24 protein-coding genes and 1 other RNA gene are annotated in these 23,244 nt (G+C 61.0%); 16 read left to right on the top strand and 9 right to left on the bottom strand.

Annotated features, from left to right (window positions below; translation table 11 throughout):
• Nucleotides 1-121 precede the first annotated feature (121 nt).
• From ACQY1P_RS18495 to ACQY1P_RS18485, 3 genes are all read right to left on the bottom strand, one after another.
• A complete protein-coding gene (locus ACQY1P_RS18495; RefSeq protein ID WP_192086060.1) occupies nucleotides 122-1,321 on the bottom strand; it encodes a phosphoglycerate kinase in 1,200 nt (399 codons plus the stop codon).
• Between the two features lie 117 nt (nucleotides 1,322-1,438).
• Nucleotides 1,439-3,265 carry a potassium/proton antiporter gene (locus ACQY1P_RS18490; protein ID WP_430254808.1) on the bottom strand — a complete coding sequence of 609 codons (1,827 nt, stop codon included), beginning with the start codon at nucleotides 3,263-3,265 and terminating at the stop codon, nucleotides 1,439-1,441.
• Nucleotides 3,266-3,635: 370 nt separating this feature from the next.
• The gene (locus ACQY1P_RS18485; protein ID WP_430254806.1) at nucleotides 3,636-4,196 is read right to left on the bottom strand and encodes a histidine phosphatase family protein; all 561 of its coding nucleotides are present in this window, start codon (nucleotides 4,194-4,196) and stop codon (nucleotides 3,636-3,638) included.
• Between the two features lie 191 nt (nucleotides 4,197-4,387).
• On the opposite strand from ACQY1P_RS18485, the gene ACQY1P_RS18480 reads away from it, so the two are divergent.
• Nucleotides 4,388-4,621 (top strand): hypothetical protein, encoded by a 234-nt coding sequence (locus ACQY1P_RS18480; protein WP_092659879.1) that lies wholly within the window; start codon nucleotides 4,388-4,390, stop codon nucleotides 4,619-4,621.
• 128 nt (nucleotides 4,622-4,749) lie between these two features.
• On the opposite strand, the gene gap is transcribed toward ACQY1P_RS18480, so the two are convergent.
• Both gap and tkt read right to left on the bottom strand, forming a co-directional pair.
• Complete coding sequence (gap, locus tag ACQY1P_RS18475) at nucleotides 4,750-5,760, bottom strand: type I glyceraldehyde-3-phosphate dehydrogenase (RefSeq protein ID WP_062460824.1); 1,011 nt, start codon at nucleotides 5,758-5,760, stop codon at nucleotides 4,750-4,752.
• Between the two features lie 73 nt (nucleotides 5,761-5,833).
• On the bottom strand, nucleotides 5,834-7,810 hold the full coding sequence (gene tkt / locus ACQY1P_RS18470; protein WP_430254804.1) for a transketolase: 1,977 nt from the start codon (nucleotides 7,808-7,810) through the stop codon (nucleotides 5,834-5,836).
• A gap of 319 nt (nucleotides 7,811-8,129) precedes the next feature.
• Between tkt and ACQY1P_RS18465 the strand changes: the two genes are divergently transcribed.
• The 3 genes from ACQY1P_RS18465 (at nucleotide 8,130) to ssrS (ending at nucleotide 9,042) form a co-directional block, all read left to right on the top strand.
• Nucleotides 8,130-8,402, top strand: coding sequence for a DUF4164 domain-containing protein (locus tag ACQY1P_RS18465; protein WP_062460818.1), 273 nt, complete (start codon nucleotides 8,130-8,132; stop codon nucleotides 8,400-8,402).
• A 10-nt stretch (nucleotides 8,403-8,412) separates the two neighbouring features.
• Nucleotides 8,413-8,784 (top strand): cell division protein ZapA, encoded by a 372-nt coding sequence (locus ACQY1P_RS18460; protein ID WP_062460814.1) that lies wholly within the window; start codon nucleotides 8,413-8,415, stop codon nucleotides 8,782-8,784.
• Nucleotides 8,785-8,883: 99 nt separating this feature from the next.
• Nucleotides 8,884-9,042, top strand: a non-coding RNA gene (gene ssrS / locus ACQY1P_RS18455) — 6S RNA.
• Between the two features lie 96 nt (nucleotides 9,043-9,138).
• Here ssrS and ACQY1P_RS18450 read toward each other — a convergent pair.
• On the bottom strand, nucleotides 9,139-9,417 hold the full coding sequence (locus ACQY1P_RS18450) for a BON domain-containing protein (RefSeq protein WP_062460811.1): 279 nt from the start codon (nucleotides 9,415-9,417) through the stop codon (nucleotides 9,139-9,141).
• Nucleotides 9,418-9,640: 223 nt separating this feature from the next.
• Here ACQY1P_RS18450 and ACQY1P_RS18445 point away from each other — a divergent pair, with 223 nt between their 5' ends.
• From ACQY1P_RS18445 to ACQY1P_RS18410, 8 genes are all read left to right on the top strand, one after another.
• Entirely contained in the window at nucleotides 9,641-11,140 is a 1,500-nt protein-coding gene (locus ACQY1P_RS18445; RefSeq protein WP_174196153.1) for a sensor histidine kinase, read from the top strand.
• Nucleotides 11,137-11,580 carry a response regulator gene (locus tag ACQY1P_RS18440; RefSeq protein ID WP_062460808.1) on the top strand — a complete coding sequence of 148 codons (444 nt, stop codon included), beginning with the start codon at nucleotides 11,137-11,139 and terminating at the stop codon, nucleotides 11,578-11,580. The genes ACQY1P_RS18445 and ACQY1P_RS18440 overlap by 4 nt, the downstream gene beginning before the upstream one ends.
• Before the next feature lie 9 nt (nucleotides 11,581-11,589).
• Nucleotides 11,590-12,621, top strand: a complete 1,032-nt coding sequence (locus ACQY1P_RS18435) for a sensor histidine kinase (RefSeq protein ID WP_062460805.1) — start codon at nucleotides 11,590-11,592, stop codon at nucleotides 12,619-12,621.
• Nucleotides 12,622-12,876: 255 nt separating this feature from the next.
• The gene (locus ACQY1P_RS18430; RefSeq protein WP_082476442.1) at nucleotides 12,877-14,157 is read left to right on the top strand and encodes a hemolysin family protein; all 1,281 of its coding nucleotides are present in this window, start codon (nucleotides 12,877-12,879) and stop codon (nucleotides 14,155-14,157) included.
• Between the two features lie 13 nt (nucleotides 14,158-14,170).
• On the top strand, nucleotides 14,171-14,773 hold the full coding sequence (locus ACQY1P_RS18425) for a 5-formyltetrahydrofolate cyclo-ligase (RefSeq protein ID WP_430254802.1): 603 nt from the start codon (nucleotides 14,171-14,173) through the stop codon (nucleotides 14,771-14,773).
• A gap of 11 nt (nucleotides 14,774-14,784) precedes the next feature.
• Complete coding sequence (locus tag ACQY1P_RS18420; protein WP_062460799.1) at nucleotides 14,785-15,609, top strand: TIGR00282 family metallophosphoesterase; 825 nt, start codon at nucleotides 14,785-14,787, stop codon at nucleotides 15,607-15,609.
• A 145-nt stretch (nucleotides 15,610-15,754) separates the two neighbouring features.
• Complete coding sequence (locus tag ACQY1P_RS18415; protein ID WP_156461898.1) at nucleotides 15,755-15,949, top strand: hypothetical protein; 195 nt, start codon at nucleotides 15,755-15,757, stop codon at nucleotides 15,947-15,949.
• Between the two features lie 142 nt (nucleotides 15,950-16,091).
• The gene (locus ACQY1P_RS18410; RefSeq protein ID WP_430254800.1) at nucleotides 16,092-16,955 is read left to right on the top strand and encodes an MBL fold metallo-hydrolase; all 864 of its coding nucleotides are present in this window, start codon (nucleotides 16,092-16,094) and stop codon (nucleotides 16,953-16,955) included.
• Between the two features lie 33 nt (nucleotides 16,956-16,988).
• Here ACQY1P_RS18410 and ACQY1P_RS18405 read toward each other — a convergent pair whose 3' ends face one another.
• Nucleotides 16,989-17,501, bottom strand: coding sequence for a pyridoxamine 5'-phosphate oxidase family protein (locus tag ACQY1P_RS18405; RefSeq protein ID WP_062460791.1), 513 nt, complete (start codon nucleotides 17,499-17,501; stop codon nucleotides 16,989-16,991).
• A gap of 141 nt (nucleotides 17,502-17,642) precedes the next feature.
• Between ACQY1P_RS18405 and ACQY1P_RS18400 the strand changes: the two genes are divergently transcribed.
• Nucleotides 17,643-18,389, top strand: coding sequence for a YebC/PmpR family DNA-binding transcriptional regulator (locus ACQY1P_RS18400; protein ID WP_062460788.1), 747 nt, complete (start codon nucleotides 17,643-17,645; stop codon nucleotides 18,387-18,389).
• Between the two features lie 57 nt (nucleotides 18,390-18,446).
• Here ACQY1P_RS18400 and ACQY1P_RS18395 read toward each other — a convergent pair whose 3' ends face one another.
• Together ACQY1P_RS18395 and ACQY1P_RS18390 are read right to left on the bottom strand one after the other, a co-directional pair.
• On the bottom strand, nucleotides 18,447-19,457 hold the full coding sequence (locus tag ACQY1P_RS18395) for an LLM class flavin-dependent oxidoreductase (RefSeq protein WP_062461844.1): 1,011 nt from the start codon (nucleotides 19,455-19,457) through the stop codon (nucleotides 18,447-18,449).
• Nucleotides 19,458-19,586: 129 nt separating this feature from the next.
• Complete coding sequence (locus tag ACQY1P_RS18390) at nucleotides 19,587-20,438, bottom strand: methyl-accepting chemotaxis protein (protein WP_062460785.1); 852 nt, start codon at nucleotides 20,436-20,438, stop codon at nucleotides 19,587-19,589.
• 218 nt (nucleotides 20,439-20,656) lie between these two features.
• Between ACQY1P_RS18390 and ruvC the strand changes: the two genes are divergently transcribed.
• The 3 genes from ruvC to ruvB all read left to right on the top strand — a co-directional run bounded on the left by ruvC (nucleotide 20,657) and on the right by ruvB (nucleotide 23,221).
• On the top strand, nucleotides 20,657-21,166 hold the full coding sequence (gene ruvC / locus ACQY1P_RS18385) for a crossover junction endodeoxyribonuclease RuvC (RefSeq protein WP_062460782.1): 510 nt from the start codon (nucleotides 20,657-20,659) through the stop codon (nucleotides 21,164-21,166).
• Between the two features lie 181 nt (nucleotides 21,167-21,347).
• Nucleotides 21,348-21,965 carry a Holliday junction branch migration protein RuvA gene (gene ruvA / locus ACQY1P_RS18380; protein ID WP_430254797.1) on the top strand — a complete coding sequence of 206 codons (618 nt, stop codon included), beginning with the start codon at nucleotides 21,348-21,350 and terminating at the stop codon, nucleotides 21,963-21,965.
• Between the two features lie 215 nt (nucleotides 21,966-22,180).
• Complete coding sequence (ruvB, locus tag ACQY1P_RS18375; protein ID WP_062460777.1) at nucleotides 22,181-23,221, top strand: Holliday junction branch migration DNA helicase RuvB; 1,041 nt, start codon at nucleotides 22,181-22,183, stop codon at nucleotides 23,219-23,221.
• Nucleotides 23,222-23,244: the final 23 nt, after the last annotated feature.

Raw genomic sequence — 23,244 nt, 5'->3', positions numbered from 1 at the left:
GAAATGGTTTCAATCGTTTAAAATATTGAATTTATTTAAACTTAGCTTGCAGATCGGGCGCGGAAACCTATTTCCCGCGCCACTGAACCCATCGAGGGTTGCGTTCTGGGAAGCCGGTCGATCAGGCCTTGGTCAGCACCGAGACGCCGGGCAGTTCCTTGCCTTCCATCCATTCCAGGAAGGCGCCGCCTGCGGTCGAGACGTAGGAGAAATCGTCGGCAACGCCCGCATGGTTGAGCGCCGCCACCGTATCGCCGCCACCGGCGACCGAAACCAGCTTGCCGGCCTTGGTCTCACTTGCTGCGAATTTTGCAGCGGAGACCGTCGCGGTGTCGAACGGGGTGATCTCGAAGGCGCCGAGCGGGCCGTTCCACACCAGCGTCGAGGCCTTGCCGATCCATTCGTTGACGGCTTCGACGGATTTCGGGCCGACGTCGAGCATCATCGCGTCGGAGGGGATGGCGTCGATCGCGACAGTTTCGTTTGCGGCATTCGCCTTGAATTCGCGTGCCACAACGCCGTCGGTCGGCAACACGATCGTGCAGCCGGACGCTTCGGCTTCCGCCATGATGGCGCGGGCAGTGTCTGCGAGATCATGCTCGCAGAGCGACTTGCCGACATCGATGCCTTGTGCGGCAATGAACGTGTTGGCCATGCCGCCGCCGATCACCAGCGCATCCACCTTTTTCACGAGGTTCTGCAGCAGATCGATCTTGCTGGACACTTTGGCGCCGCCGACGATGGCAACGACCGGGCGGGCAGGATCGCCGAGGCCCTTTTCCAGCGCTTCGAGTTCAGCCTGCATGGTGCGGCCGGCATAGGCGGGCAGGCGGTGGGCAAGGCCTTCCGTGGAGGCATGGGCACGGTGGGCGGCCGAGAAGGCGTCGTTGACATAGATGTCGCCGTTCTTAGCCAGTTCTTCGGTAAAGCCGGTGTCGTTCTTTTCCTCGCCCTTGTGGAAGCGGGTGTTTTCGAGAAGCAGAATATCGCCGTTCTTCATCGAGGCGACAGCCTGATCGGCTTCCGGGCCGATGCAATCGGATGCAAACAGGATCTTCTGACCGAGCACTTCATTGACGGCCATGACGATCTGGGACAGCGACATGTCGGCGACCGGTTCACCCTTGGGGCGGCCGAAATGGGCGAGCAGGATGACCTTGGCGCCCTTCTTCGACAGTTCCGTGATCGTTGGGGCAACGCGCTCGATACGGGTTGCATCCGTCACCTTGCCGTCGCTCACGGGAACGTTGAGGTCGACGCGGACGAGAATGCGCTTACCTGCGATATCGGTGAGGTCGTCGAGGGTCTTGAAGGCCGGCATGGTACTGATCCCGTTGCTTGATAAAGGGTGGCGGGACCATACTATGCTTGTCCGACGGCGCAAGGCTGTCGGGTCAATGAAATGACCTGCGCACCGGTCGCCGGAGGTCGCCCGACCTCAGGCGGACCGGCGGGTCGGGACCGGCTTGCCGCGATACTTGCGGATCTGGTCACGGATGCGGTGGGCGATTTCGCGCATGTTGATGAAGATCGGCAGCTTGGTGGCGGGCTCCACCGGCTCCAGGGAGACGCCGATCTTGGTGACATGATCGAGCTCGTCGGTTTCTCTCACGATCAGAACGATCGAGCCGAAGCGCACGCGGTCGGCATATTCCGTCTTGCCGCCCAGCCTCGAATGCATCAGTTCGCCGATCGTCATTGCCTGTTCGGTTGTTGAGAGCAGGCCCGGGCCGTATGCGAGGTCCAGTTCGGTTGCAGGCCGTGTCGGCGAGATGGCGAAGGCGCCGAAGAACTCCGCGTCGTCATCATCGACAGGCACGCGGCTCGCAAACAGCCGATCGAGCAGTTTCGTGTAGTTCGGCGTCACGAACAGGTAGACCTGATCGTTCTCGCGCAGGCGTCCGGCATACTGGTAGCGCAGGCTGCGGCCGTCGCGGATCACGAGCGACGGCATGGCCCAGCGCGGAATGCGCTCGCCGGACAGGATCGGGCTGTCTTTGAGGACGCGGTAGGAGATCAGCTCATGCGTCGCCTTGCCGGGAAGATCGAGTTCCAGCTTGTCGACGGCGCCGATCCGCGGCGGAATGATCAACCCGAGATACCGCGCCACCGGCTTGATCGTCCAACCCTGCAGAAGAAGCGAGACGAGCACGATGATGAAGGTGACGTTGAAGAAGACTGACCCGTTTTCGGCGCCCGACAGGATCGGCGTGATGGCGAGCAGGATGGAGACCGCGCCGCGCAGGCCGACCCAGGACAGAAAGCCGATTTCCTGCTGCGTGAAGTCATAGGCCATCAGGCTGATCCAGACGGCAATGGGGCGGGCGACGAAAATCAGGAACAGCGCCAGACCGATCGCGGGCACGAGCAGGATCGGAAATTGAGACGGCGTCGCAAGCAGGCCGAGCACCAGGAACATGATGATCTGCGCGAGCCATGTCAGCCCCTCGTTGAAGCGCGTGATCTGGTGCTTGGCAAACATCTTGCGATTGCCCGAGTAGATGCCGGCCACATAGACCGCAAGGAAGCCGCTGCCGCCCATCGCGCCGGTGAAGGCGAACACGAGCAGGGCAAGCGTCAGGACGAGGATTGGCGCCAGACCCCGATCGGAGGTGAAGCGGTTCAGCACCCAGACGATCATCAAGCCGCCGAGCAGGCCGAAGATGACGCCGAGCCCCATTTCTTCGAGGAACATGACGGCGAAATGCAGGTCGAGGCCGCCGAAGCCCTGGCCGGTGGCGAGCAGTTCGGACAGCGCGATCGTCAGGAAGATCGCCATCGGGTCGTTGGTGCCGGATTCCACTTCGAGCGTGGAGCGCACCTTGTCGCGGATGTTGATGCCGCCGATGCGCAGCAGGAAGAACACCGCGGCGGCATCAGTCGAGGCGACGATCGACCCGAGCAGAAAGCCTTCTAGCCAGCTAAAGCCCAGGAAATACTTCGCCGCGACACCGAAGACGCCGGCGGTCAACAGCACGCCGACGGACGCCAACGTCAGGGCGGGAACCGCGGCTATTCGGAAGGAGTGGAGCGAGGTGCCGAAGCCGCTGTCGAACAGGATGATGGCGAGCGCCAACGACCCCAGCATGAAAGTGAAGGAGTAGTTCTCGAAGCGGATGCCAAGACCATCGACACCGGCAAGCAGGCCGATCGACAGGAAGACGAGAAGCAGGGGAGCGCCGAACCGGAAAGCAAGCAGGCTGGAAAAGGCCGCAGCCAACACCAGAACCGTGCCGACCAGCAGGATGATGTAGAAAGCCTCCAAAGTCCCCGTCCTTCCTCTCGCCGCCGTTTACGGAAATCCATCCATCAGCAGGTCCGGCGATTGCCGGATCCTGTGCCGCTGCCGCGATGCGGCAAGATAGCCATGGAGCAGATCCCGGTCAGTGGCCGGGCGATTCGATGTGCATATTCAAATAGACGGGAACAAATCCGGCAAGAGAAGGGCCGGGCTGAAGAAAAATCACGCCGGTGCGAAGTGAATGGTTGGCGCAGGCCCGATCGGCAGCGACCTCGGCCAGGATGGCGTCAATGTCGGTCAGCACGTCGTGAAGGTAGGCGTGGTCGCGGACACGCCGAAGAGCTGACCCCAGGACCGAGTCAACGAGCCGGAAAACGTTGCCGGTCGCTGCCTATTACTCAGCGGCGACCCTGCCGATCACCGTCAGTGGATCGGCCGCACCGGCCGTGACGAACAGGAGTTCGCCGCTGGCAGGAACGATGTTGGTAAGGCCTGTTATGTTGACCTGATGGGTGACCAGCACAACCGGCCGGCCGGGTTGCAAGCCCGTCATCCAGGCGCGCAGGGCCTGCGTCTGCGGCCTGCCATCTTCGGAACTGCCAAAGAAAGAGTTGAGCAACGGCTGAGGCTCGACCGACCCTAGACCAAGACCCTTGGCGGTATCGAGGCAGCGGCACCACTGGCTGGAAAAGACCCGCGCCTGCGCCACGCCATTCTCTCGGAAGAGCATGCCGATCCGGCTCGCCTGAGCGATGCCCTGCGCGGAGAGATTGCGCTGCGTGCTGCAATCATTGACGGCAAAATTCGCCGGATCGCCGGTTCCGGGCGCAATCGCGTGGCGAAGCAGCACCAGAGCCGCGCCAGTGCGAAGCTCTGCCCATGGATCGGATTGCGCCTTTGCATTGCTGGTCAGGGCAAGAGCGGAGGCGATCAGCAACTGGCGTCGCAGAAACATGGCGTATCTCCAAGTGGTGCCGGCGTTTGTCTGTCCAAAGCCAATACGTGCAATGATACTGCGTGGTTTCCACCCTCACGGAAAATAACATCCCTTGGATGGGGTATGTACCGACGCCGGCAGTCATGATCGCAATTGGGTCGTGCCAGAAAGTGTGCTAAGCGCCGGCGAAACAATGACTGGAGCATGACATGAGCGAACCGACCGTAGCCGAAGCGACAAACCGCATTTATGAATCGCTTCAGGCCAACAATGCCGATCTCGATACGCATATCGCCACCCTCAAGGCAGCGCTGACCCAGGCTGGCCAGAAGGAAGCTGAGTTCGACCCGGCGCGGATCGTGCAGAACAATCGTCAGGGCCGCAAGCTGATGCAGGCCTATTTTCGCCAGCGCGGCGTGACGGTGAAGTTTACGGCGTCCTGAGGGATTTACGCGCGGGCGATCTCTCTCCCGACCATGTCCCATAACGCAAAACCCCCTCCTTTTAATGGGAGGGGGTCAAAAGCCTGAGCGTCAGGCCCGGTCCGTGAGAACCGGGATTGGCGTTGTGTTTAGATCAGCTTGCCCATGGCAACTGCGGTGTCCGACATGCGGTTGGAGAAGCCCCACTCGTTGTCGTACCAGGTCAGGATGCGCACGAACGTGCCTTCGAGAACCTTTGTCTGGTCGAAAGCGAAGATCGAGGAGTGGCTGTCGTGGTTGAAGTCGCGGGAAACCAGCGGCTCGTCTGTGTAGCCGAGGATGCCCTTCAGCTTGCCGTCGGCGGCAGACTTGATGGCATCGTTGATTTCGGCAACGGTGGTGGCGCGCTTGGCAACGAAGTTGAAGTCGACAACCGAGACGTTCGGGGTCGGAACGCGGATCGACGTGCCGTCGAGCTTGCCCTTCAGTTCCGGCAGAACGAGGCCGACGGCCTTGGCTGCACCGGTCGAAGTCGGGATCATCGACAGAGCCGCTGCACGGGCGCGGTAGAGGTCCTTGTGCATCGTGTCGAGGGTCGGCTGGTCGCCGGTATAGGAATGGATCGTCGTCATGAAGCCGTGGTCGATGCCGACGGCGTCGTTCAGCACCTTGACGACCGGAACCAGGCAGTTCGTGGTGCAGGATGCGTTGGAGATGACCAGGTGGTCCTTGGTCAGCTGATCGTCGTTGACGCCGAACACGACCGTGAGGTCGGCATTGTCGCCAGGCGCCGAAATGATGACGCGCTTGGCGCCAGCCGTCAGGTGGGCGGCGGCCTTGTCACGGGCGGTGAAGATGCCGGTGCATTCGAGCGCGATATCGACGCCCATTTCGGCGTGTGGCAGCTGGGCCGGGTCACGCACTGCGGTGACCTTGATCGGCTTGCCGCCGGCAACGATGATGGTGTCGCCTTCGACCTTGACGTCCGCCGGGAACTTGCCGTGGATCGAGTCGTAGCGGAGAAGGTGGGCATTGGTCTCGACCGGGCCGAGATCGTTGATCGCGACGACTTCAATGTCGGTGCGGCCGGATTCGACGATCGCGCGCAGGACGTTACGGCCGATACGGCCAAAGCCGTTGATGGCAACCTTTACAGTCATAGAGTTCTCCCGAGAAAATTATGGCAAGCAGGACGGGGCGGGCGGTTTGACCGTCGCCCCGTCATCGAAAATATCAAGCGAGCTTTGCTTGCGCTGCGGCGACAACGGCGTCAGCCGTGATGCCGAAGTGCTTGAAGACATCCTTGGCAGGACCCGAAGCGCCAAAGCCCTTCATGCCGACGAACGTGCCTTCCGGACCGATGAAGGCATCCCAGCCTTCGCGGACAGCGGCTTCAACCGCGATCTTGACCGGCGAGTTGCCGAGGATCTCGCGGCGATAGTCGTCCGGCTGTTCGAAGAACAGTTCGGTGCAGGGCACGGAAACGACGCGTGTGCTGACGCCCTTTTCCTCAAGCGTCTTTGCCGCCGCAATCGCCAGTTCGACTTCCGAACCGGATGCGAAGATGGTGACCTTGGCATCCGCATTGCCCGACAGCGTGTAGGCGCCAAGCGTGCAGAGGTTCTTTTCCGAATATTCGGTGCGGGCCGGTGCAAGGTTCTGACGAGTCAGTGCAAGAGCCGACGGACGGTCCTTGGTTTCGAGCGCGATCTGCCAGCATTCTGCCGTCTCTGTCGCATCGGCCGGGCGGAACACCATCAGGTTCGGGATGGCGCGAAGGCTTGCCACCTGTTCAACCGGCTGGTGGGTCGGACCATCTTCGCCAACGCCGATCGAGTCATGCGTGAGAACGTGGATGACGCGGATACCCATCAGGGAGGCGAGACGGATCGGCGGACGGCAGTAGTCCGAGAAGATCATGAAGCCGCCGCCGTAGGGGATCAGACCGCCATGCAGCGTGACGCCGTTCATGGCGGATGCCATGCCGTGTTCGCGGATGCCCCAGTGCATGTAGCGGCCGGAGAAGTCGGTCGGCGTGACCGAAATCATCTGGCTGGTCTTGGTGTTGTTCGACGGCGTCAGGTCGGCGGAGCCGCCGAGCGTTTCCGGCAGGAAGCCGTTGATGACTTCCAGCACGTCCTCGGACGCCTTGCGGGTCGCGACAGTCGGCTTGGTTTCGGCAAGCTTCTTCTTGTAGTCGTTGATGGCAGCGTCGAAGCCTTCCGGCAGATCACCGGCAAAGCGGCGATCGAACTCGGCCTTGTGGGCAGACGCGGCAAGACGGCCTTCCCAGGCCTTGACGGCTTCCGTAGAGCGGATGCCGGCTTCGCGCCAGTCGGACAGAACGTCGTTCGGGATGACGAAGGGTTCGTATTCCCAGTTCAGGGCCTTGCGGGTCGCTGCAATTTCCTCGGCGCCGAGTGGCGAGCCGTGAACCTTGTGGCTGCCGGCCTTGTTCGGCGAACCGAAGCCGATCGTGGTCTTGCAGGCGATGAAGGTCGGGCGGTCAGACTTGTGGGCCTGCTCGATCGCGTCTGCGATGGCGGCCTGATCGTGACCGTCGATCTCGATCGTGTTCCAGTGCACGGCCTTGAAGCGGGCGATCTGGTCTGTCGAGTCCGACAGCGACACGGCGCCGTCGATGGTGATTGAGTTGTTGTCCCAGAACAGGACCAGCTTGTTCAGCTTCAGGTGGCCGGCAAGCGCGATCGACTCGTGGGAGATGCCTTCCATCAGGCAGCCGTCGCCGTTGATCACGTATGTGTAGTGATCCTGCAGGTCCGCGCCGAATTCTTCGCGCAGCTTGCGTTCGGCGATTGCCATGCCGACGGCGTTGCCGATGCCCTGGCCGAGTGGACCGGTGGTGGTCTCGATGCCGGTCGCATGGCCGTATTCCGGATGTCCGGCAGTCTTGGAACCGAGCTGGCGGAAGCCCTTCAGGTCGTCGATGGACATGTCAGGGTAGCCGGTCAGATACAGTACCGAGTACAGCAGCATCGAGCCGTGGCCGGCCGACAGCACGAAGCGGTCGCGGTCGGGCCAATGCGGCTTGGTCGGGTCGAATTTCAGGTATTTGGTAAACAGGACCGTTGCGACGTCAGCCATGCCCATGGGCATGCCCGGGTGTCCGGAATTCGCCTTTTCGACGGCATCCATGGCAAGGAAACGGATCGCATTGGCCATCCGGTCGTGTTGTTCGCGAGAAATCATGGCTAATCCACTATCGTCCGAGTGTCGGTCAGGCCCTTTGATCGGGCCTCGTAAGGAAGCGTCCGATCCATATCAGTTGGGACGCGCAAGTCAACAAAAGGCAGGCCACCGGCGGCACATATTGATCGGGTTTAGCACAGTCTGCCTGCTATTTCGGCAGCGCCGCCGAGTGCCCTTGATCAGCGACGATCCACAGTTCGATGCGGTATCGTCTGCGTGTTTTATTGACCGGCTTTCAAGCGGTGAATAGTCTACGGCGCTTGTTGGCGAGGCGCTGCCGTACGATTCGGCGCCGATCGCGACCTCACGGGATATACGCATGCCGGCAGAAAAGACGGTGGATCTGGCGCTTTCGGAACTTCGGGCTGCGATAAGCGGGCTGGAGAATGCCGTCGATGTGCGCATCGAGCAGCAAAGAGACCAGGGCGAGATGGAAGGCGAGGTCAAGCGCGTGCATGCCGATCGATCGCGCCTGGCGCAGGAGCTGGATCAGTCGCAGTTTCGGGCAAATCGTCTCGAAGAGGTCAACCGCGAGGTTTCCCGCCGTCTGGTGACGGCGATGGAGACGATCCGCGCGGTTCTGGACCGGTAAGGAAAAAGAGATGGCCCAGGTAACGGTAACGATCGACGGCAAAGCCTATCGGATGGCTTGCGAAGAAGGTCAGGAACAGCACCTGACGGATCTCGCCGACCAATTCGACCGCTATGTCGGACATCTGAAGGGCCAGTTCGGCGAGATCGGTGATCTTCGCATCACGGTCATGGCCGGGATCATGATCATGGATGAGCTTTCCGAGCTGACCCGCAAGGTCGGTGCGCTCGAAGGCGAGGTGCAGTCGCTGAAATCCAACCGCGCCGGTGCCGCTGAAAACCAGAGCCGCAGCGACGAGCTTGTCGTCTCCGCCCTGAGCGAGCTTTCATCCAGGCTGGAAGGCCTGACCGCGAAGCTCAACGGCCGTGTGCCGGCGAACTAAGACCGTCTCACGCCGGTGTTCAGCGTCGCTGAAAGCCTGCAGAAAAAAATGCCTCGCGATGCCACTGGCGCGCCATCGACTTCAGCCTTATATTGAAAATGCGTTCTGCGCTTCTCGACAGGAACCACAATCCCTGGGGCCATACTCGATCCAAAGGGAGCTGTCCCTGGCCAGGCCCGTGGGCTTGGACATATGGCGCCCACCTACGTTTGTAGGCACCCAGGATCGTAAAAATCCATCGGTCGCCGCGGATCGCACCTTACAGAATTCGGGCTCGATCATTCATAATGGTCGGGCCCAAAAACGAAAAACCCCGCTCAAGGCGGGGTTTTGCACGTCTAGTCGATGGGATGCTTACGAGCGCTTTTCGATCGAGCAGACCAGAACACGGGAGAGAACGCGCTCATAGCCGACGATTTCGCGGGCGATCCGCATAACGCGGGCATGATCGCCACTGGAGCTGACAACGCCTTCAAGAACAATGAAGTCGCCGGTCACGTCGACGGTGAGATTGCTGCTGTCGAAGTTGGGGAGGTAACTCAGTTCCGTTTCGATAGCGGTCTTTTCCATCATCATGCCGTGGTCATGGGCAAAGGCGAATGAAGCGGTAGGCTGAAGGCTGCTCAAGAACATTGTCGAAACTCCCAACATGAACGTCTGATGAATGAACTGTTGTCTTACGTTTATGTTCCGAATGTGTCCGCGCTTTTTCTAATTTCTTTTTCCAGTACACGAGTTCGTCAGATTGCCAGTCCGGTTTTCCCCTGATGTGGCATCAGGCGCCCCTGTCTGACGCTTGACAATGGCCGCGCCGTTTCCGAGTAAGTCTGCGTGTTTTCAATCGGCGGACTTCTTCATGCCCAACGCAAAAGCCACGTTCGCCCGCTCGTCGCTCCTGATGCTCGTCATCGGCGCGGCCATCTTGCTCGGCATCGTGATGTCTTCTTTCTTCCTGGCGCAGATGACCAGGACCTATTTCGATGACGTCACGAAGCTGAGAGCATTGCGCGCGACCACTGCCGATCTGCTTTTGCTTGTGCAAACCGCCGAGACCGGACAGCGCGGCTACCTGCTGGTGCAGGATCCGCTGTTCCTCGAACCCTACCGGACATCCATCGGTGCGCTGCCGCTCCAGCTGCAGAAGGTGGAGCGGACGGCGGCCAATCAGGACATCGTCAGCGTTCCGCTGGACGAGATCCGCAGCCTGATCGCGCTAAAGACCAATGAGATGCAGGCGACGCTGTCGCTCGCAAGTTCGGGTCAGGTCGAGCAGGCAGTCGCCATCGTTCGCAACCAGTCGGGCCTTGAGGCCATGCAGAAATTGCGCGCCCTGCTTGGCGGCGTGATCGGCGAACTGGATGGACACCTGATTTCCGGCATTGGCGAGATTCGCGGAAGTTCCGAAAAGCTGCAGTGGTTTACCGTCGGCGGCGGTATCCTGATCATTCTCGTTCTCGGCGGCGCGATTGCCATCGTCTTCCAGCATGTCCGCCAGCTTCAGAAGGCCCGTGCCGAGGTGGAAACCTTGAATGCCGGATTGGAGGAGCGGGTCAACGAGCGTACCGAAGACCTCATCCAGGCAAACCGCGAGATCCAGCGATACGCCTATATCGTCTCGCACGATCTGAGAGCGCCGCTTGTCAACATCATGGGCTTTACCAGCGAGCTGGATAGTTCGCTCAAATCGATCTCCGCCTACGTGCTGGCCGATGACGTCAAGCCGAGCGAACTTCAGGTGAGGGACGCCCGGCTTGCAGTCGAGGAAGATCTTCCAGAGGCAATCGGTTTTATCCGGTCCTCGACCAAGAAGATGGATGGCCTGATCAACGCCATCCTGAAGATCTCCCGCGACGGTCGGCGTGAGCTGAAGCCGGAGCGGATCGACCTGAGCGAACTCCTGGAGGCAACTGCCGCGAGTGTCTACCATCAGGTCAACGAGGGCGGCGGCGAAGTGGCGATTTCCACGTCGGCCGCAAAGACCCTCGTCACCGACCGGTTCTCGCTGGAGCAGGTTTTCGGTAACCTGTTCGACAATGCGGTCAAATACCAGCATCCCGACCGGCCGCTGGCGCTGTCGATCACGTCAACGCCGCTCGGGCGAAGCTTCGTCCGGATCGAGGTTGCCGATAACGGGCGCGGCATCGCGCCGGAAGACCACGAACGGGTGTTCGAGCTGTTCCGGCGTTCCGGCGTGCAGAACCAGCCCGGCGAGGGCATCGGACTTGCGCATGTGCGATCATTAGTCAGAAATTTAGGTGGCGAGATTACGATCACGTCAACCTTGGGCGGCGGTGCGACATTCATCATCCGTCTGCCCACCGATCTGTCCCAATATGTCAGGAGTCATGGGTCATGAATGCTGCCGGCAAAGAAGTTACCATCGTTATGGTCGAGGACGACGAGGGGCATGCGCGCCTCATCGAAAAGAATGTCCGTCGAGCAGGCGTCAACAACGAGATCGTACCGTTCACAAACGGAAACGCGGCGCTCGATTATATTCTCGGCGCTGACCGCCTGGGAGCGGCCAATGCGGATCGGTATTTGCTGATCCTTCTCGACCTCAACCTCCCCGATATGTCGGGTATTGACATACTTGAGAAGGTGAAGTCCAACCCTCACTCGAAGCGACTGCCTGTGGTCATCCTGACCACGACCGACGACGAGCGAGAGATCCAGCGGTGCTACGATCTCGGTGCCAACGTTTATATAACGAAGCCAGTGGATTATGAGAGTTTCGCGCACGCCATCAGACAGCTCGGTCTGTTCTTTGCCGTGATGCAAATTCCCGGACAATGACGAGACGTAATGCAGCACACCATTCTCTACGTCGATGACGACCTTGCCCTTGCGCGGCTTGCCGTGCGCAATCTGGGTCGCTTCGGCTATCAGGTCGTCCATGCCGTGGATCTGTCCGCGGCAATGGAGACCGTTGAGAAGGGTGGCGTGCACGCAGTGGTTCTCGACCACTATCTCAGCACCGGTACCGGCCTCGAAATCCTTCACAGGCTGAACGAGATGGGGGCGGGGCTCCCGGTCATCTACGTCACAGGTTCGAGCGATGCGACGATCGCGATCGACGCGCTGAAGAACGGCGCGTCCGACTATGTCATCAAGACGGTGGGCGACGAGTTCTGGCCGCTGATGCAGAGCGCGATCGGCCAGGGGATTGCGACCGCCGAGCTTCGCCGCGCCAAGGAGCGCGCCGATCAGGAGATCCGGCTTGGCAAGGAACGCGCCGAGGTGCTGTTGACGGAAGTCAACCACCGCGTCGCCAACAGCCTGGCGCTGGTCGCCGCGCTGATCCGCCTCCAGGTGTCGAGCAGCAAGAACGACGACGTCAAGGCGGCCCTGTCGGAGACGCAGGCGCGCATCTCCGCGATCGCCGGCATGCACCGCAGCCTCTACACGTCCGACGACGTGCGCCAGGTGGAGATGGACAAGTATCTCGGCACTCTGGTCAAGGAAGTGCAGGGTACGGTCAACGATCACCAGAGCGCGACGATCCTTTTGCAGGCCGACGAACTCTCGCTGAAGTCCGACCGGGCCGTCTCCGTCGGGATGATCGTGACCGAACTTCTCACCAATGCGCTGAAATATGCCTATCCGCCGGGCGCTGAGGGCGAGGTGCGTGTGCTTCTCAAGCGGCAGGATGATGACAAGGCGCTGCTTGCGGTTGAGGACGACGGCGTCGGCTGGAAGGAAGGCGACATGCCGAAGGGCACGGGTCTAGGCAGTCGAATCGTCAAGTCGATGGCGGCAACGCTTGGTGCTTCCATCCAGTATGTGCCGCGCGAAAGCGGCACCCGCGCCGAACTGCTGATCGACCTGACGGCGTGATTTCTCCCTTTCCGACCGGACGCTCGCAAGTTCCACAGTGACGGCCATTGCATTGGACGCATGCTGACCCTATGATTTCCACCGCGAGCGAAGGTGCATAGCTCCGAGAACCCCCAAGGATTGCGGGCGGTTTTCCGAACTGTGCGCGAAGCAGCGCCGACGCGCCCATAGGGTGCGTTCGATAACGGTTCTCGTTGAAGTGGGCCGTGGCGTCATTTTTGCAGGCAGGATATTGTTCCAGATTAAGAGCCCCTTTTGTTAACCGAAATATTCATCGTCGTTGCACTCACCATTCTCAATGGTGTCCTCGCAATGTCGGAACTTGCCGTCGTGTCCTCGCGTCCCGTGCGCCTCCGGGTCATGGCAGAGCAGGGAAATCGTGGCGCAGCTGCCGCCATCAAGCTGGCTGAAGATCCGGGCCGCTTCCTCTCCTCCGTTCAGATCGGCATCACCCTTGTCGGCGTTCTCTCCGGCGCGTTTTCCGGTGCAACGCTCGGCACCCGTCTGACCAACTGGCTGTCCGAGCAGGGTATGCCGCAAAACTTCGCCGACTGGCTCGGCGTCGGCGGTGTCGTCGTGGTCATCACCTATATGTCGCTGATTGTCGGCGAACTCGTGCCGAAGCAGATCGCATTGCGGGCGCCTGAGCTCGTGGCGGCCAAAGTGGCGCCGGCGATGAAGATGGTCGCGACAATCGGTGCCCCGGTCGTGTGGTTTCTCGACATCTCGGGTCGGTTTCTTCTGGCCCTTCTCGGCCAGAGCGGGGAATCGAACGAGAAAGTCACCGACGAGGAAATCCGCACCGTGCTTGCCGAAGCGCATAGCGCGGGCGTGATCGAGACCGAGGAATCGGCGATGATCTCCGGCGTCATGCGACTGGCCGACCGTACCGCGCGCGGCCTCATGACGCCACGCCGCGATGTGGAGGTGCTCGATACCGAAGATGAGCCGGAAGAGCTTCGTGCGCAGCTGCGGGCGACGACACGCTCGCGTCTGCCTGTACGCAAGGGCTCGTCGGACGAGATCCAGGGCGTGCTCTTCGTCAAGGACGCCTACGAATTCATGGCCGGCGGCAGGGGCGGCGATCCCGCCTCGCTGATGCGCGAAGCGCCTGTCGTGTCCGACCTGACCGGCGCGCTCGACGTCATCCAGGCCCTGCGCAAGTCACCGGCACATATGGTTCTCGTCTATGACGAATACGGCCATTTCGAAGGTATCATCACCTCCGGCGACGTGCTCGAAGCCATCACCGGTGTGTTCCAGGAGGACGAGGTTGAAGAACCCGCCATCGTCGCGCGCGACGACGGATCCTATCTCGTCGCCGGCTGGATGGCAGTCGACGAGTTCTCCGCGCAGATGGGCGTGCCGATCGAGGATGACCCGGGTTACGAGACCGTTGCAGGCTTCGTTCTCGACGAGCTGAAGCATCTGCCGGAACTGGGCGAGAAGTTCACCACGCGAGGCTGGACCTTCGAGGTGATCGATCTCGACGGACGTCGTATCGACAAGCTGCTGCTCAGCCGAGCACCAGACTGACGGCACGGGACCGATGAGCGAGGCTTTTTCCGACAATCGCTTACGCAAGACCGAACTGCGGCGCCAGAGCCTCGCCGCGAGAGACGCTCTGTCTGTTTCGGATAGGGTCGGAAAGAGCCAAGCGCTTGCCGTTCATGGCGCCGGGGCAATCGAGTTGCATACCGGAGCGATCGTGTCGGGCTTTCTGCCGATCCGATCCGAGGTGGATCTCCATCCTCTCATGGCATTGCTGCGGGATCGCGGCGGGCGCATCTGCGTGCCCGTCGTCCTCGACAAGGAAACGATCGTGTTTCGCGAACTGGCGCCTGAGACGGTGCTTGTGCCCGGTACGTTCGGGACATCGGGTCCCGGACCCGAGGCGGCCGAACTCGAGCCCGAGATCATGCTCGTGCCGCTTGCCGCCTTCGATGCGCGTGGCCACCGAATTGGCTATGGCGGCGGATATTATGACCGTGCCATTCACCGTTTGCGCGAAAAAGGCTTGAACCCGCGGTTGATCGGCATTGCATTCGACTGCCAGGAAGTGGCATCAGTGCCCGAAGAACCTCATGATATGAAGCTCGATGCCGTCTTGACCGAAAGCGGCTATCGGCCGTTCGCGGATATGCCCGCGTAGATTGGACAAGCATGCGTCTTTTGTTTCTGGGTGACATGGTCGGCAAAACCGGCCGTACGGCGGTTTGGGACAAGTTGCCGGGGCTGGTGTCCGACCTGAAACTCGACTTCGTCATCGTCAACGGCGAGAATGCCGCTGGTGGGTTCGGCATTACCGAGGAGATCTTTCTCGAGACGATCAATGCCGGTGCCGACGTCGTCACGACAGGCAACCATGTCTGGGACCAGAAGGAAGCCGTCGGGTTTGCCGGCCGCCACGACCAGTTCCTGCGCCCGGCCAACTATCCGGCCGGCACGCCCGGCAAGGGATCCGGCATCTTCTACGGCCGCAACGGCGCCCGCATCCTCGTCGCCAACATCATGGGCCGGGTCTTCATGCATCCGGAACTCGACGATCCCTTCAAGTCCGCCGAGGCGATCCTTGCCGCGGCCCCGCTGAAGGAACAGGCGGATGCCATCATCTTCGACTTCCATGCGGAAGCCACCAGCGAAAAGCAGTGTTTCGGCCATTTCGTCGATGGTCGTGCGTCGCTCGTCGTCGGCACGCACACGCATGTGCCGACCGCCGACTGCCAGATCCTGAACGGCGGCACCGGCTACATGTCGGATGCCGGAATGTGCGGCGACTACGACTCGTCGCTTGGCATGGACAAGGAAGAGCCGCTCAACCGGTTCATCTCGAAAATGCCGAAAGGCCGTTTCGAGGCGGCAAACGGCCCCGCAACGATCTGCGGTCTCGGCATCGAGATTTCCGACACCACGGGACTGGCCGAGAAGATCGAGCCGCTCCGGATCGGGCCGCGGCTCGCGGAGACCATTCCGAGCTTCTGGCGGTAGAATGGTTCGGGCGCTGCTTCTGTTTGCGGTTCTGATGCTTCCGGTTTTCGGGGCATCGGCACAGCAAAGCGTCCAGCCTTCAGCCGGAACGTGGGCTCAGAAGAAGTGCAGTTTCTACGCCAAAGCCTGGCAAGACCTGCTTTCCATGTCCAAAGATCGGGACATTACCCGCGCCTTTATCGATGGAAACAATGCTTTCATTGCAGCCGGCTGCTCCAACGGTGCGGATGTGTGCCCGTCGTCCAAGGGTGATATCGATCTTGCCAATCGCCTCACCATGGCCGCGATGAACTTTGGGACAGCGAGCTCATTTCTGCCCTTCGTCTGCCGGACGCGTTGAGGCGCTAACCACTCAATGACATGATTGTGAGACGACCACGGCGCTTCGTCGCTGGACGCTTCGCCATGCTTGCCGCATCCTGAGCCCCGGAATGGCATGAACGCATCGGCTCGATTTTTCGCAACGCGGTTCGGGGTGTGGCATGAAGCTGCGAACGCTGGCATTCGGTTTTTCGGCTCTCATTCTATCCGCCATATCGGCGCTGGCGCAGGAGGGCGGGTTGCCGGTCAGCCAATGCCAGGCGATTGCGCAGAACCTGCCGGGCGAGAATTTCCCCCATGTCCGCTATGCCAGCTTCAATCCCTCGGGTCCCACGCTTGCGCCAGTCATCAAACCGGTAAACCTGTCGGCGCGGGAAGAGGTGAAGATAACCTTCGTCGGCCACTCGACCTATTTTATCGAGAGCCCCGACGGTATCGGCATCGCCACCGATTACAGCGGCGTTCACCAGCCGTCGCGGATGCCTGACGTGGTGACGATGAACAAGGCGCATTCCACCCACTACACGATGATGCCGGATCCTGCGATCCCCCACGTGATGCGCGGATGGAGCGATGTGCCGGGTGAAAAGGCCGAGCATCGGGAAATGGTCGGGGATGTCTATATCCGCAATGTCGTCTCGGATATCCGCAACTGGGGCGGCGGGATCGAGCCGGACGGCAACTCGATCTTCATCTTCGAAGTCGCCGGTCTCTGCATCGGGCATCTCGGCCACCTGCATTTCGAACTCAACGAACAGCAGTACACGCAGATCGGTCGGCTCGATATTCTGATGGTGCCGGTCGATGGTGGTTTGACGATGGGGGCGGACAGCATGAGCCGCGTCGTTCAACGGCTGCGGTCGTCGCTGATCCTGCCGATGCACCGTTTCGGACCGCCGCTCGAGCGGTTCCTGTCGATGTTCGACGGCAAGTTCGAGATCGCCTACGCGCCAAGCGAGACGATCACCGTGTCGATGCGCAGCCTGCCGAAGAAGCCGACGATCATGGTGCCGCGAGGGCTGTGACAGGGGCTGTTTAAGCCCCTGTCTTTCGTTTGATCAGGCGTGACGCGTGAAGGTCAGGCGCTTGTTGACGCCGACTTCCGGCATCTTCTCGTCGTTGAGGTTCGCCTTGGCGATTTCCCAGCCGAACTTGAGCGTGCTGTCGGTCGACGCCCAGATTTCGGCGTCGTCGACGCGGAAGGCCAGCATGGTCAGATGCGGATCGGACTTGCCGTGTTCGTACCAGGCAGCCGTCACGGCGCTCCAGTATTCATCGATCTTCGCCTCGTCCTTGCGGACTTCCAGGGTGCCCGAGAGGCAGGCGTGGTAATCGTGATCCTTGCCGACCACGTTGAAGTGGGCGCGGGAGGCTGTGCCGAGCGCCTTCACCAGATCCGTATCGGTCCTGGTATAGAACCAGATCGTGTTGGTCTCGGAATCGACATTCGGCGCCATCGGCTGGAAGTGCATGTGCGCACCTTCGATGCCGAGCATGCCCGCATGGATTCCGTTGATTTCGTCCCACATCTGACGTTCGGGGGCTTCGCGTGCTTCGGTAAGGCTCGCCATCTATAATTCTCCTTCTTTGTCGTGCGGTTGAAGAACGGAGGCGGGGCGGGGTTTGTTCCTCATCCGAAAGGCTCTTGAACGGCCTCCGCTTCGAAACTATAAGGCGGCACAATTCCAGATAATGATGCAGACAGGGGTGCCATGGCTGGCCATTCACAGTTCAAGAACATCATGCACCGCAAGGGCAAGCAGGACGGTATCCGTTCCAAGATGTTCTCCAAGCTTGCACGCGAAATCACCGTTGCGGCAAAATCCGGTCTACCCGACCCGGATATGAACGCGGCGCTGCGCCTTGCCGTTCAAAACGCCAAGGCTCAGTCGATGCCGAAGGACAATATCGACCGGGCCATCAAGAAGGCTTCGGGCGCCGACGCCGAGAACTACGACGCGGTGCGTTACGAGGGCTACGGTCCCGGCGGCACAGCCGTGATCGTCGAAGCGCTGACCGATAACCGCAATCGTACCGCCTCCAACGTTCGCTCGATCTTTACCAAGGCCGGCGGCGCTCTTGGCGAAACCGGTTCGGTGTCCTTCTCCTTCGACCATGTCGGCGAGATCACCTACAAGGCGTCAGTCGGCGATGCGGATACGGTCATGGAAGCTGCGATCGAGGCCGGTGCGGACGATGTGATTTCCGACGAGGAAGGCCACACGATCATCTGCGGGTTCGAGGCGCTCGGTGAAGTCTCCAAGGCACTCGACGCCACGCTCGGCGGTGCCGAGACCGTCAAGTCGATCTGGAAGCCGCAGAATACGATCGAAGTCGACGAGGAACGTGCGCTGTCGCTGATGAAGCTGATCGGCAATCTCGAAGACGACGACGACGTGCAGAACGTCTATTCGAACTTCGAAGTCTCGGATGAGGTCATGGCCAAGTTGTCGGCCTGATCGCCTCTCTAGTCCTGAAATGAAGCGGGCCGGTCGTTGAGACCGGCCCGTATTCGTTTACGCGGCTCGCTGCAGCTGGCTATCCATCAGCGACAGCTGCGAAAACAATTCCACCGAGCGGAGACGCTTGTCGATATCGTGGATCGGCATCGAGATGATGAGCTCGTCGGCTTGGGTTTCGGCCAGGAACTCACCGAGCTTGCGTTCGATGGTTCGTGGCGAGCCGACCGCTGCGTAGCGCAACGTGTGCTCCACATTCATCTTCTCCATCGGCGTCCAGAAACCGTCCATCGTATCGAGCGGTTTCGGGAAAAGGCCGCGGACGTTCTTGCGAAGGTTGACAAACTGCTGCTGCGACGAGGTGAAGAGCCTGTTTGCTTCCTCATCCGTATCTGCTGCCACACCCATGACACCGGCCATCACATACGGTTTGTCGAGATCCGCCGAGGGCTGGAAGCGATCGCGGTAGATGGCGATCGCGTCGAGCAGCATATCTGGCGCAAAATGCGAGGCAAACGCGTAGGGGAGACCCAAAGCTGCCGCCACATGGGCGCTGTAGGTCGAGGAGCCGAGCAGCCAGATCGGCACATTCGCCTCGGTTCCCGGCACGGCAAGGATCGCCTGGTTCGGGACGGGCGTTCCAAGCAGATGCTTGAGCTCGACGATATCCTGCGGAAAGTTCTCCGCGCCGGCATCGAGATTGCGTCTCAGCGCATTTGCCGTGCGCATGTCGGTTCCGGGCGCTCGGCCGAGGCCGAGATCGACGCGGCCGGGGAGCAGCGCTTCCAGCGTGCCGAACTGTTCGGCGATCACGAGGGGAGAGTGGTTCGGCAGCATGATGCCGCCGGAGCCAACCCGGATGGTTTTGGTCGCGGCGCCGACATGGGCGATGACGAGCGCGGTGGCCGCGCTGGCAATGCCCGGCATGCCATGGTGTTCGGCAAGCCAGAGGCGGTTATAGCCATGCTGTTCGGCCTTGATCGCAAGCCTGCGGGACTGGTCGAGAGCCTGGCTGACGGAATACCCTTCGCCGATCAGCGAAAGGTCGAGAATGGAAAACGGGATCATCGGCATATCCTGAAATGGATAGGAAAACGTGTTCTCCCTATCTAGGCAGCCGGTCTTGCAAATACGACCCCGCCGGCGATGAAAGTCGCTAGGCGGGGTCGGTGGAGGTCCGACAGTGAGGTCGCTGCCTCAGGTCTTGATCAGGCGCAGGAAGGGCTTGCGACCTCCCGACGACGGGGGCGATCCTTCAGGCGGAAAGACTGGCGGCGCCGGCAAAATTGTCACGTCGGAGTAGCGTGCGGCAGCGCGATCGATCTCGCCGATGCTGCGGTTCAGGCTGTCGAGAACAAGCGGCGTGGTCAGGATTTCGGGGGCCTGGGCATCCTTTGCCTTGGCCATTTCGTCGAGTTCGCCACGGATAGCCTCGGCCTCGGCCGCCTGAGCATCGGCGGATTCGGTCAGTTCCTCGACATTCTGGGCCAATGCATCGACGTAAAGGCCGATCGCACGCAGTTCGCGCTCGATCTCTTCGGTCTTGGCGCGGATTGCGCTCATGCCTGTAGCACTAGACGTGCCGGCCGACAGTTCCATCGTCTCGATCAGCTTCAACGCGGCAGCAACCGCTTCGCGCGGTCGGCGCATGTCGAGCTTGGTGTTGTGGGCGATCGTGCCGACATGACGGGTGATTGCCTGACGCTGCTTGGCGCTTCTCTCATGCGCGCTGGTCTTTGACTTCGCGCGGGTAATCCTGTCTGCCTGATCCTGGCGGGCCTGAGCCTGGCTGCGCAGGATGGCGGCCATGGCTTCGGTGTCGGCCCGCATCGTCTCGACACTCGAAACGACGGTGCCGATGGTCCGGTCGATTGTTGCGAGGCCACGATTGAAATCGCGGCGCATGCCCTCAAAACGCAGGGGCATGGGTTCATCAAGTGTGGTGCGGATATCACCGCTTGCAAAGCGGCGCAGACCGCCGTCCAGGATGTCGGCGGTTCTGCGAAGATCGCGCAGCTCGGTCTCATTCCGATCATAGTCCCGTATCATTCGGGCGCCTCCTCGTGATTCTTAAGAAACCCTTTGTGACGAACCAACGCCATTAGGAAAAGGTTGTTGCGGTTGGATCACCACTTCTGCCCAAAACGATGCGGTTATGGTTAACAAAATATGAACGCTTCCGACGGCTTCGGTCCGCATGTTGGCCTGCAGAGTCACTCCGCGTTTCGGCCTTGGCGCAGGATTCCCGGCGTGACACAACAGTTGCCATGACAAAACCGATTCGCATCATCGGCATCGATCCGGGGCTTCGCCGCACAGGGTGGGGTGTTATCGAGACATTGGGAAACTCGTTGCGCTTTGTGGCATCGGGGACGGTAGTGTCCGACGGTGACATCGACCTCGCCTCGCGCCTCTGCCAGCTGCACGATGGTCTGGCCGAAGTTGTGCATACCTACACGCCAGACGAGGCGGCGGTCGAGCAGACGTTCGTCAACAAGGATGCGGTGGCGACGCTGAAGCTTGGTCAGGCGCGTGGCGTCGTGATGCTGGTGCCGGCGCGTGCCGGGTTGCCTGTTTCCGAATATGCGCCAAACGCGGTCAAGAAAGCCGTCATCGGCGTTGGCCACGGCGAGAAGCAGCAGATCCACATGATGGTGAAGATCCTGATGCCGAAGGCGGAGTTCAAGGGTAACGATGCCGCCGACGCGCTGGCGATCGCCATCTGCCACGCCCATAACCGCGTTGCAAACCGCATGCGCCAAGCTTTGGCCGGCTGACGCATCAGCCTCCTCTGTTCTTGACTTGTTCTGACGCCCTCAGTAGGTATTTCGGCAGAGGCCGTACGCTCGCATCGGCTTCTGACGCGCGATGCGGCGCGCTATCGTGCCTGTTTCCCGATGCTCGGCATCATGATTTCCGGAACCCATTCTCCTTCATCCTCAGCGGCGGACCTAAAACATGATCGGCAAGCTCAAAGGCACTATCGACGAGATCGGCGAGGACTACGCGCTCGTTGACGTGCACGGCGTCTGCTACGAAGCCTTCTGTTCGGCCCGCACGCTGGCCCGCCTCAATGTGGGCGAAGCGGCAGTGCTGTTTATCGAGACCTATGTGCGCGAGGACCAGTTGAAACTGTTCGGCTTCCTGTCGGCACTGGAGCGCGAGTGGTTCAACCTCCTGCAGAGCGTGCAGGGCGTCGGCGCCAAGGTGGCGCTGGCCTTGCTCTCAACGCTGACACCGGGCGAACTGGCCAATGCGATTGCGCTGCAGGACAAGACCGCAGTTTCGCGGGCACCCGGCGTCGGCCCCAAGGTCGCCGTCCGCATTGTCACCGAACTCAAGAACAAGGCGCCCGCCTTTGCCGGCGAGGCATCCGCAAATATCGGCTTCAAGCGGGAACTGGGCGAGGGCGTGGCGTCTGCGCCCGTCAGCGATGCGGTCTCGGCGCTCACCAATCTTGGCTATTCTCGCGATCAGGCGGCCAATGCCGTCGCCGCTGCTCTGAAGGCAGCCGGTGAGGATGCCGACAGCGCCAAGCTGATCCGGCTGGGTCTGAAGGAACTGGCGAGGTCGTGATATCCGGGGTAAGCACTGGGATATCGGTAGGGCCGGACAATTGCGGGAAGTAACAGATTGGGTGCGTTCACGACCATGGCTCTTGAAGGTCAGATTGGGATAGCGATCGAGGATCGCGACGTGCCGAGAGTTGCCGCCCCGCATGTCTGGCTCGACTGCTCCATGACATCAGACATAAAGGCCGCATCCTGCGCGCCCGAGATGGAAATTCTTGCATGACCGACGAAAACCGCCTCATCTCGCCGGAAAAACGGGGCGAAGATTTCGATACGGCGCTGCGCCCGCAGTCGCTCGACGAGTTTACCGGGCAGGCAGAGGCTCGCGCCAACCTCAAGATCTTCATCGAGGCCGCCAAGAACCGGGGTGAGGCGCTGGATCACGTGCTGTTCGTCGGCCCGCCGGGTCTCGGCAAGACCACGCTTGCGCAGATCATGGCCAAGGAACTGGGCGTGAATTTCCGCTCGACCTCCGGTCCTGTCATTGCCAAGGCCGGTGATCTGGCGGCGCTTCTGACCAATCTCGAAGACCGCGACGTGCTGTTCATCGATGAAATCCACCGTCTCAACCCGGCGGTCGAGGAAATCCTCTATCCGGCGATGGAGGATTTCCAGCTCGATCTGATCATCGGCGAAGGGCCATCGGCACGTTCGGTGAAGATCGACCTGTCGAAATTCACGCTGGTTGCTGCCACCACCCGCATCGGGCTCCTCACCACGCCGCTGCGCGACCGGTTCGGCATTCCCGTGCGCTTGTCGTTCTACACGGTCGAAGAGCTGGAAGGCATCGTCCGGCGTGGCGCTCGCCTGATGAACCTGCCGATGACCGATGGCGGTGCGCGCGAAATCGCGAGGCGCGCCCGTGGCACGCCGCGTATCGCCGGCCGGCTGTTGCGCCGTGTGCGCGATTTTGCCGAAGTGGCGCGTGCGGAAGCCGTGACCAAGGAGATCGCCGACGAGGCGCTGATCCGCCTCAATGTCGACCACGCCGGTTTCGACCAGCTCGACAAGCGCTATCTCAACATGATCGCCGTCAACTTCGGCGGCGGGCCCGTGGGTATCGAGACGATCGCGGCGGGACTTTCGGAGCCGCGCGACGCGATCGAGGACATTATCGAGCCCTACATGATCCAGCAGGGCTTTATCCAGCGCACGCCGCGGGGCAGGGTGCTGACGGCAGTCGCCTGGAAGCATCTCGGCCTGCAGCCGCCCAAGGATATGGAAGCGGCCCAGTTCAGGATCAGTTTCGACGATGAGTAAAAGCGACGAACCCCAGGATCTGC

Origin of the sequence: Neorhizobium sp. DAR64872/K0K18 (assembly GCF_050500175.1) — a bacterium.
Lineage (GTDB): Bacteria > Pseudomonadota > Alphaproteobacteria > Rhizobiales > Rhizobiaceae > Neorhizobium > Neorhizobium soli.
The sequence above is the reverse complement of the archived record's forward strand: the minus strand, read 5'-3'. Positions and strand labels throughout refer to the sequence as shown.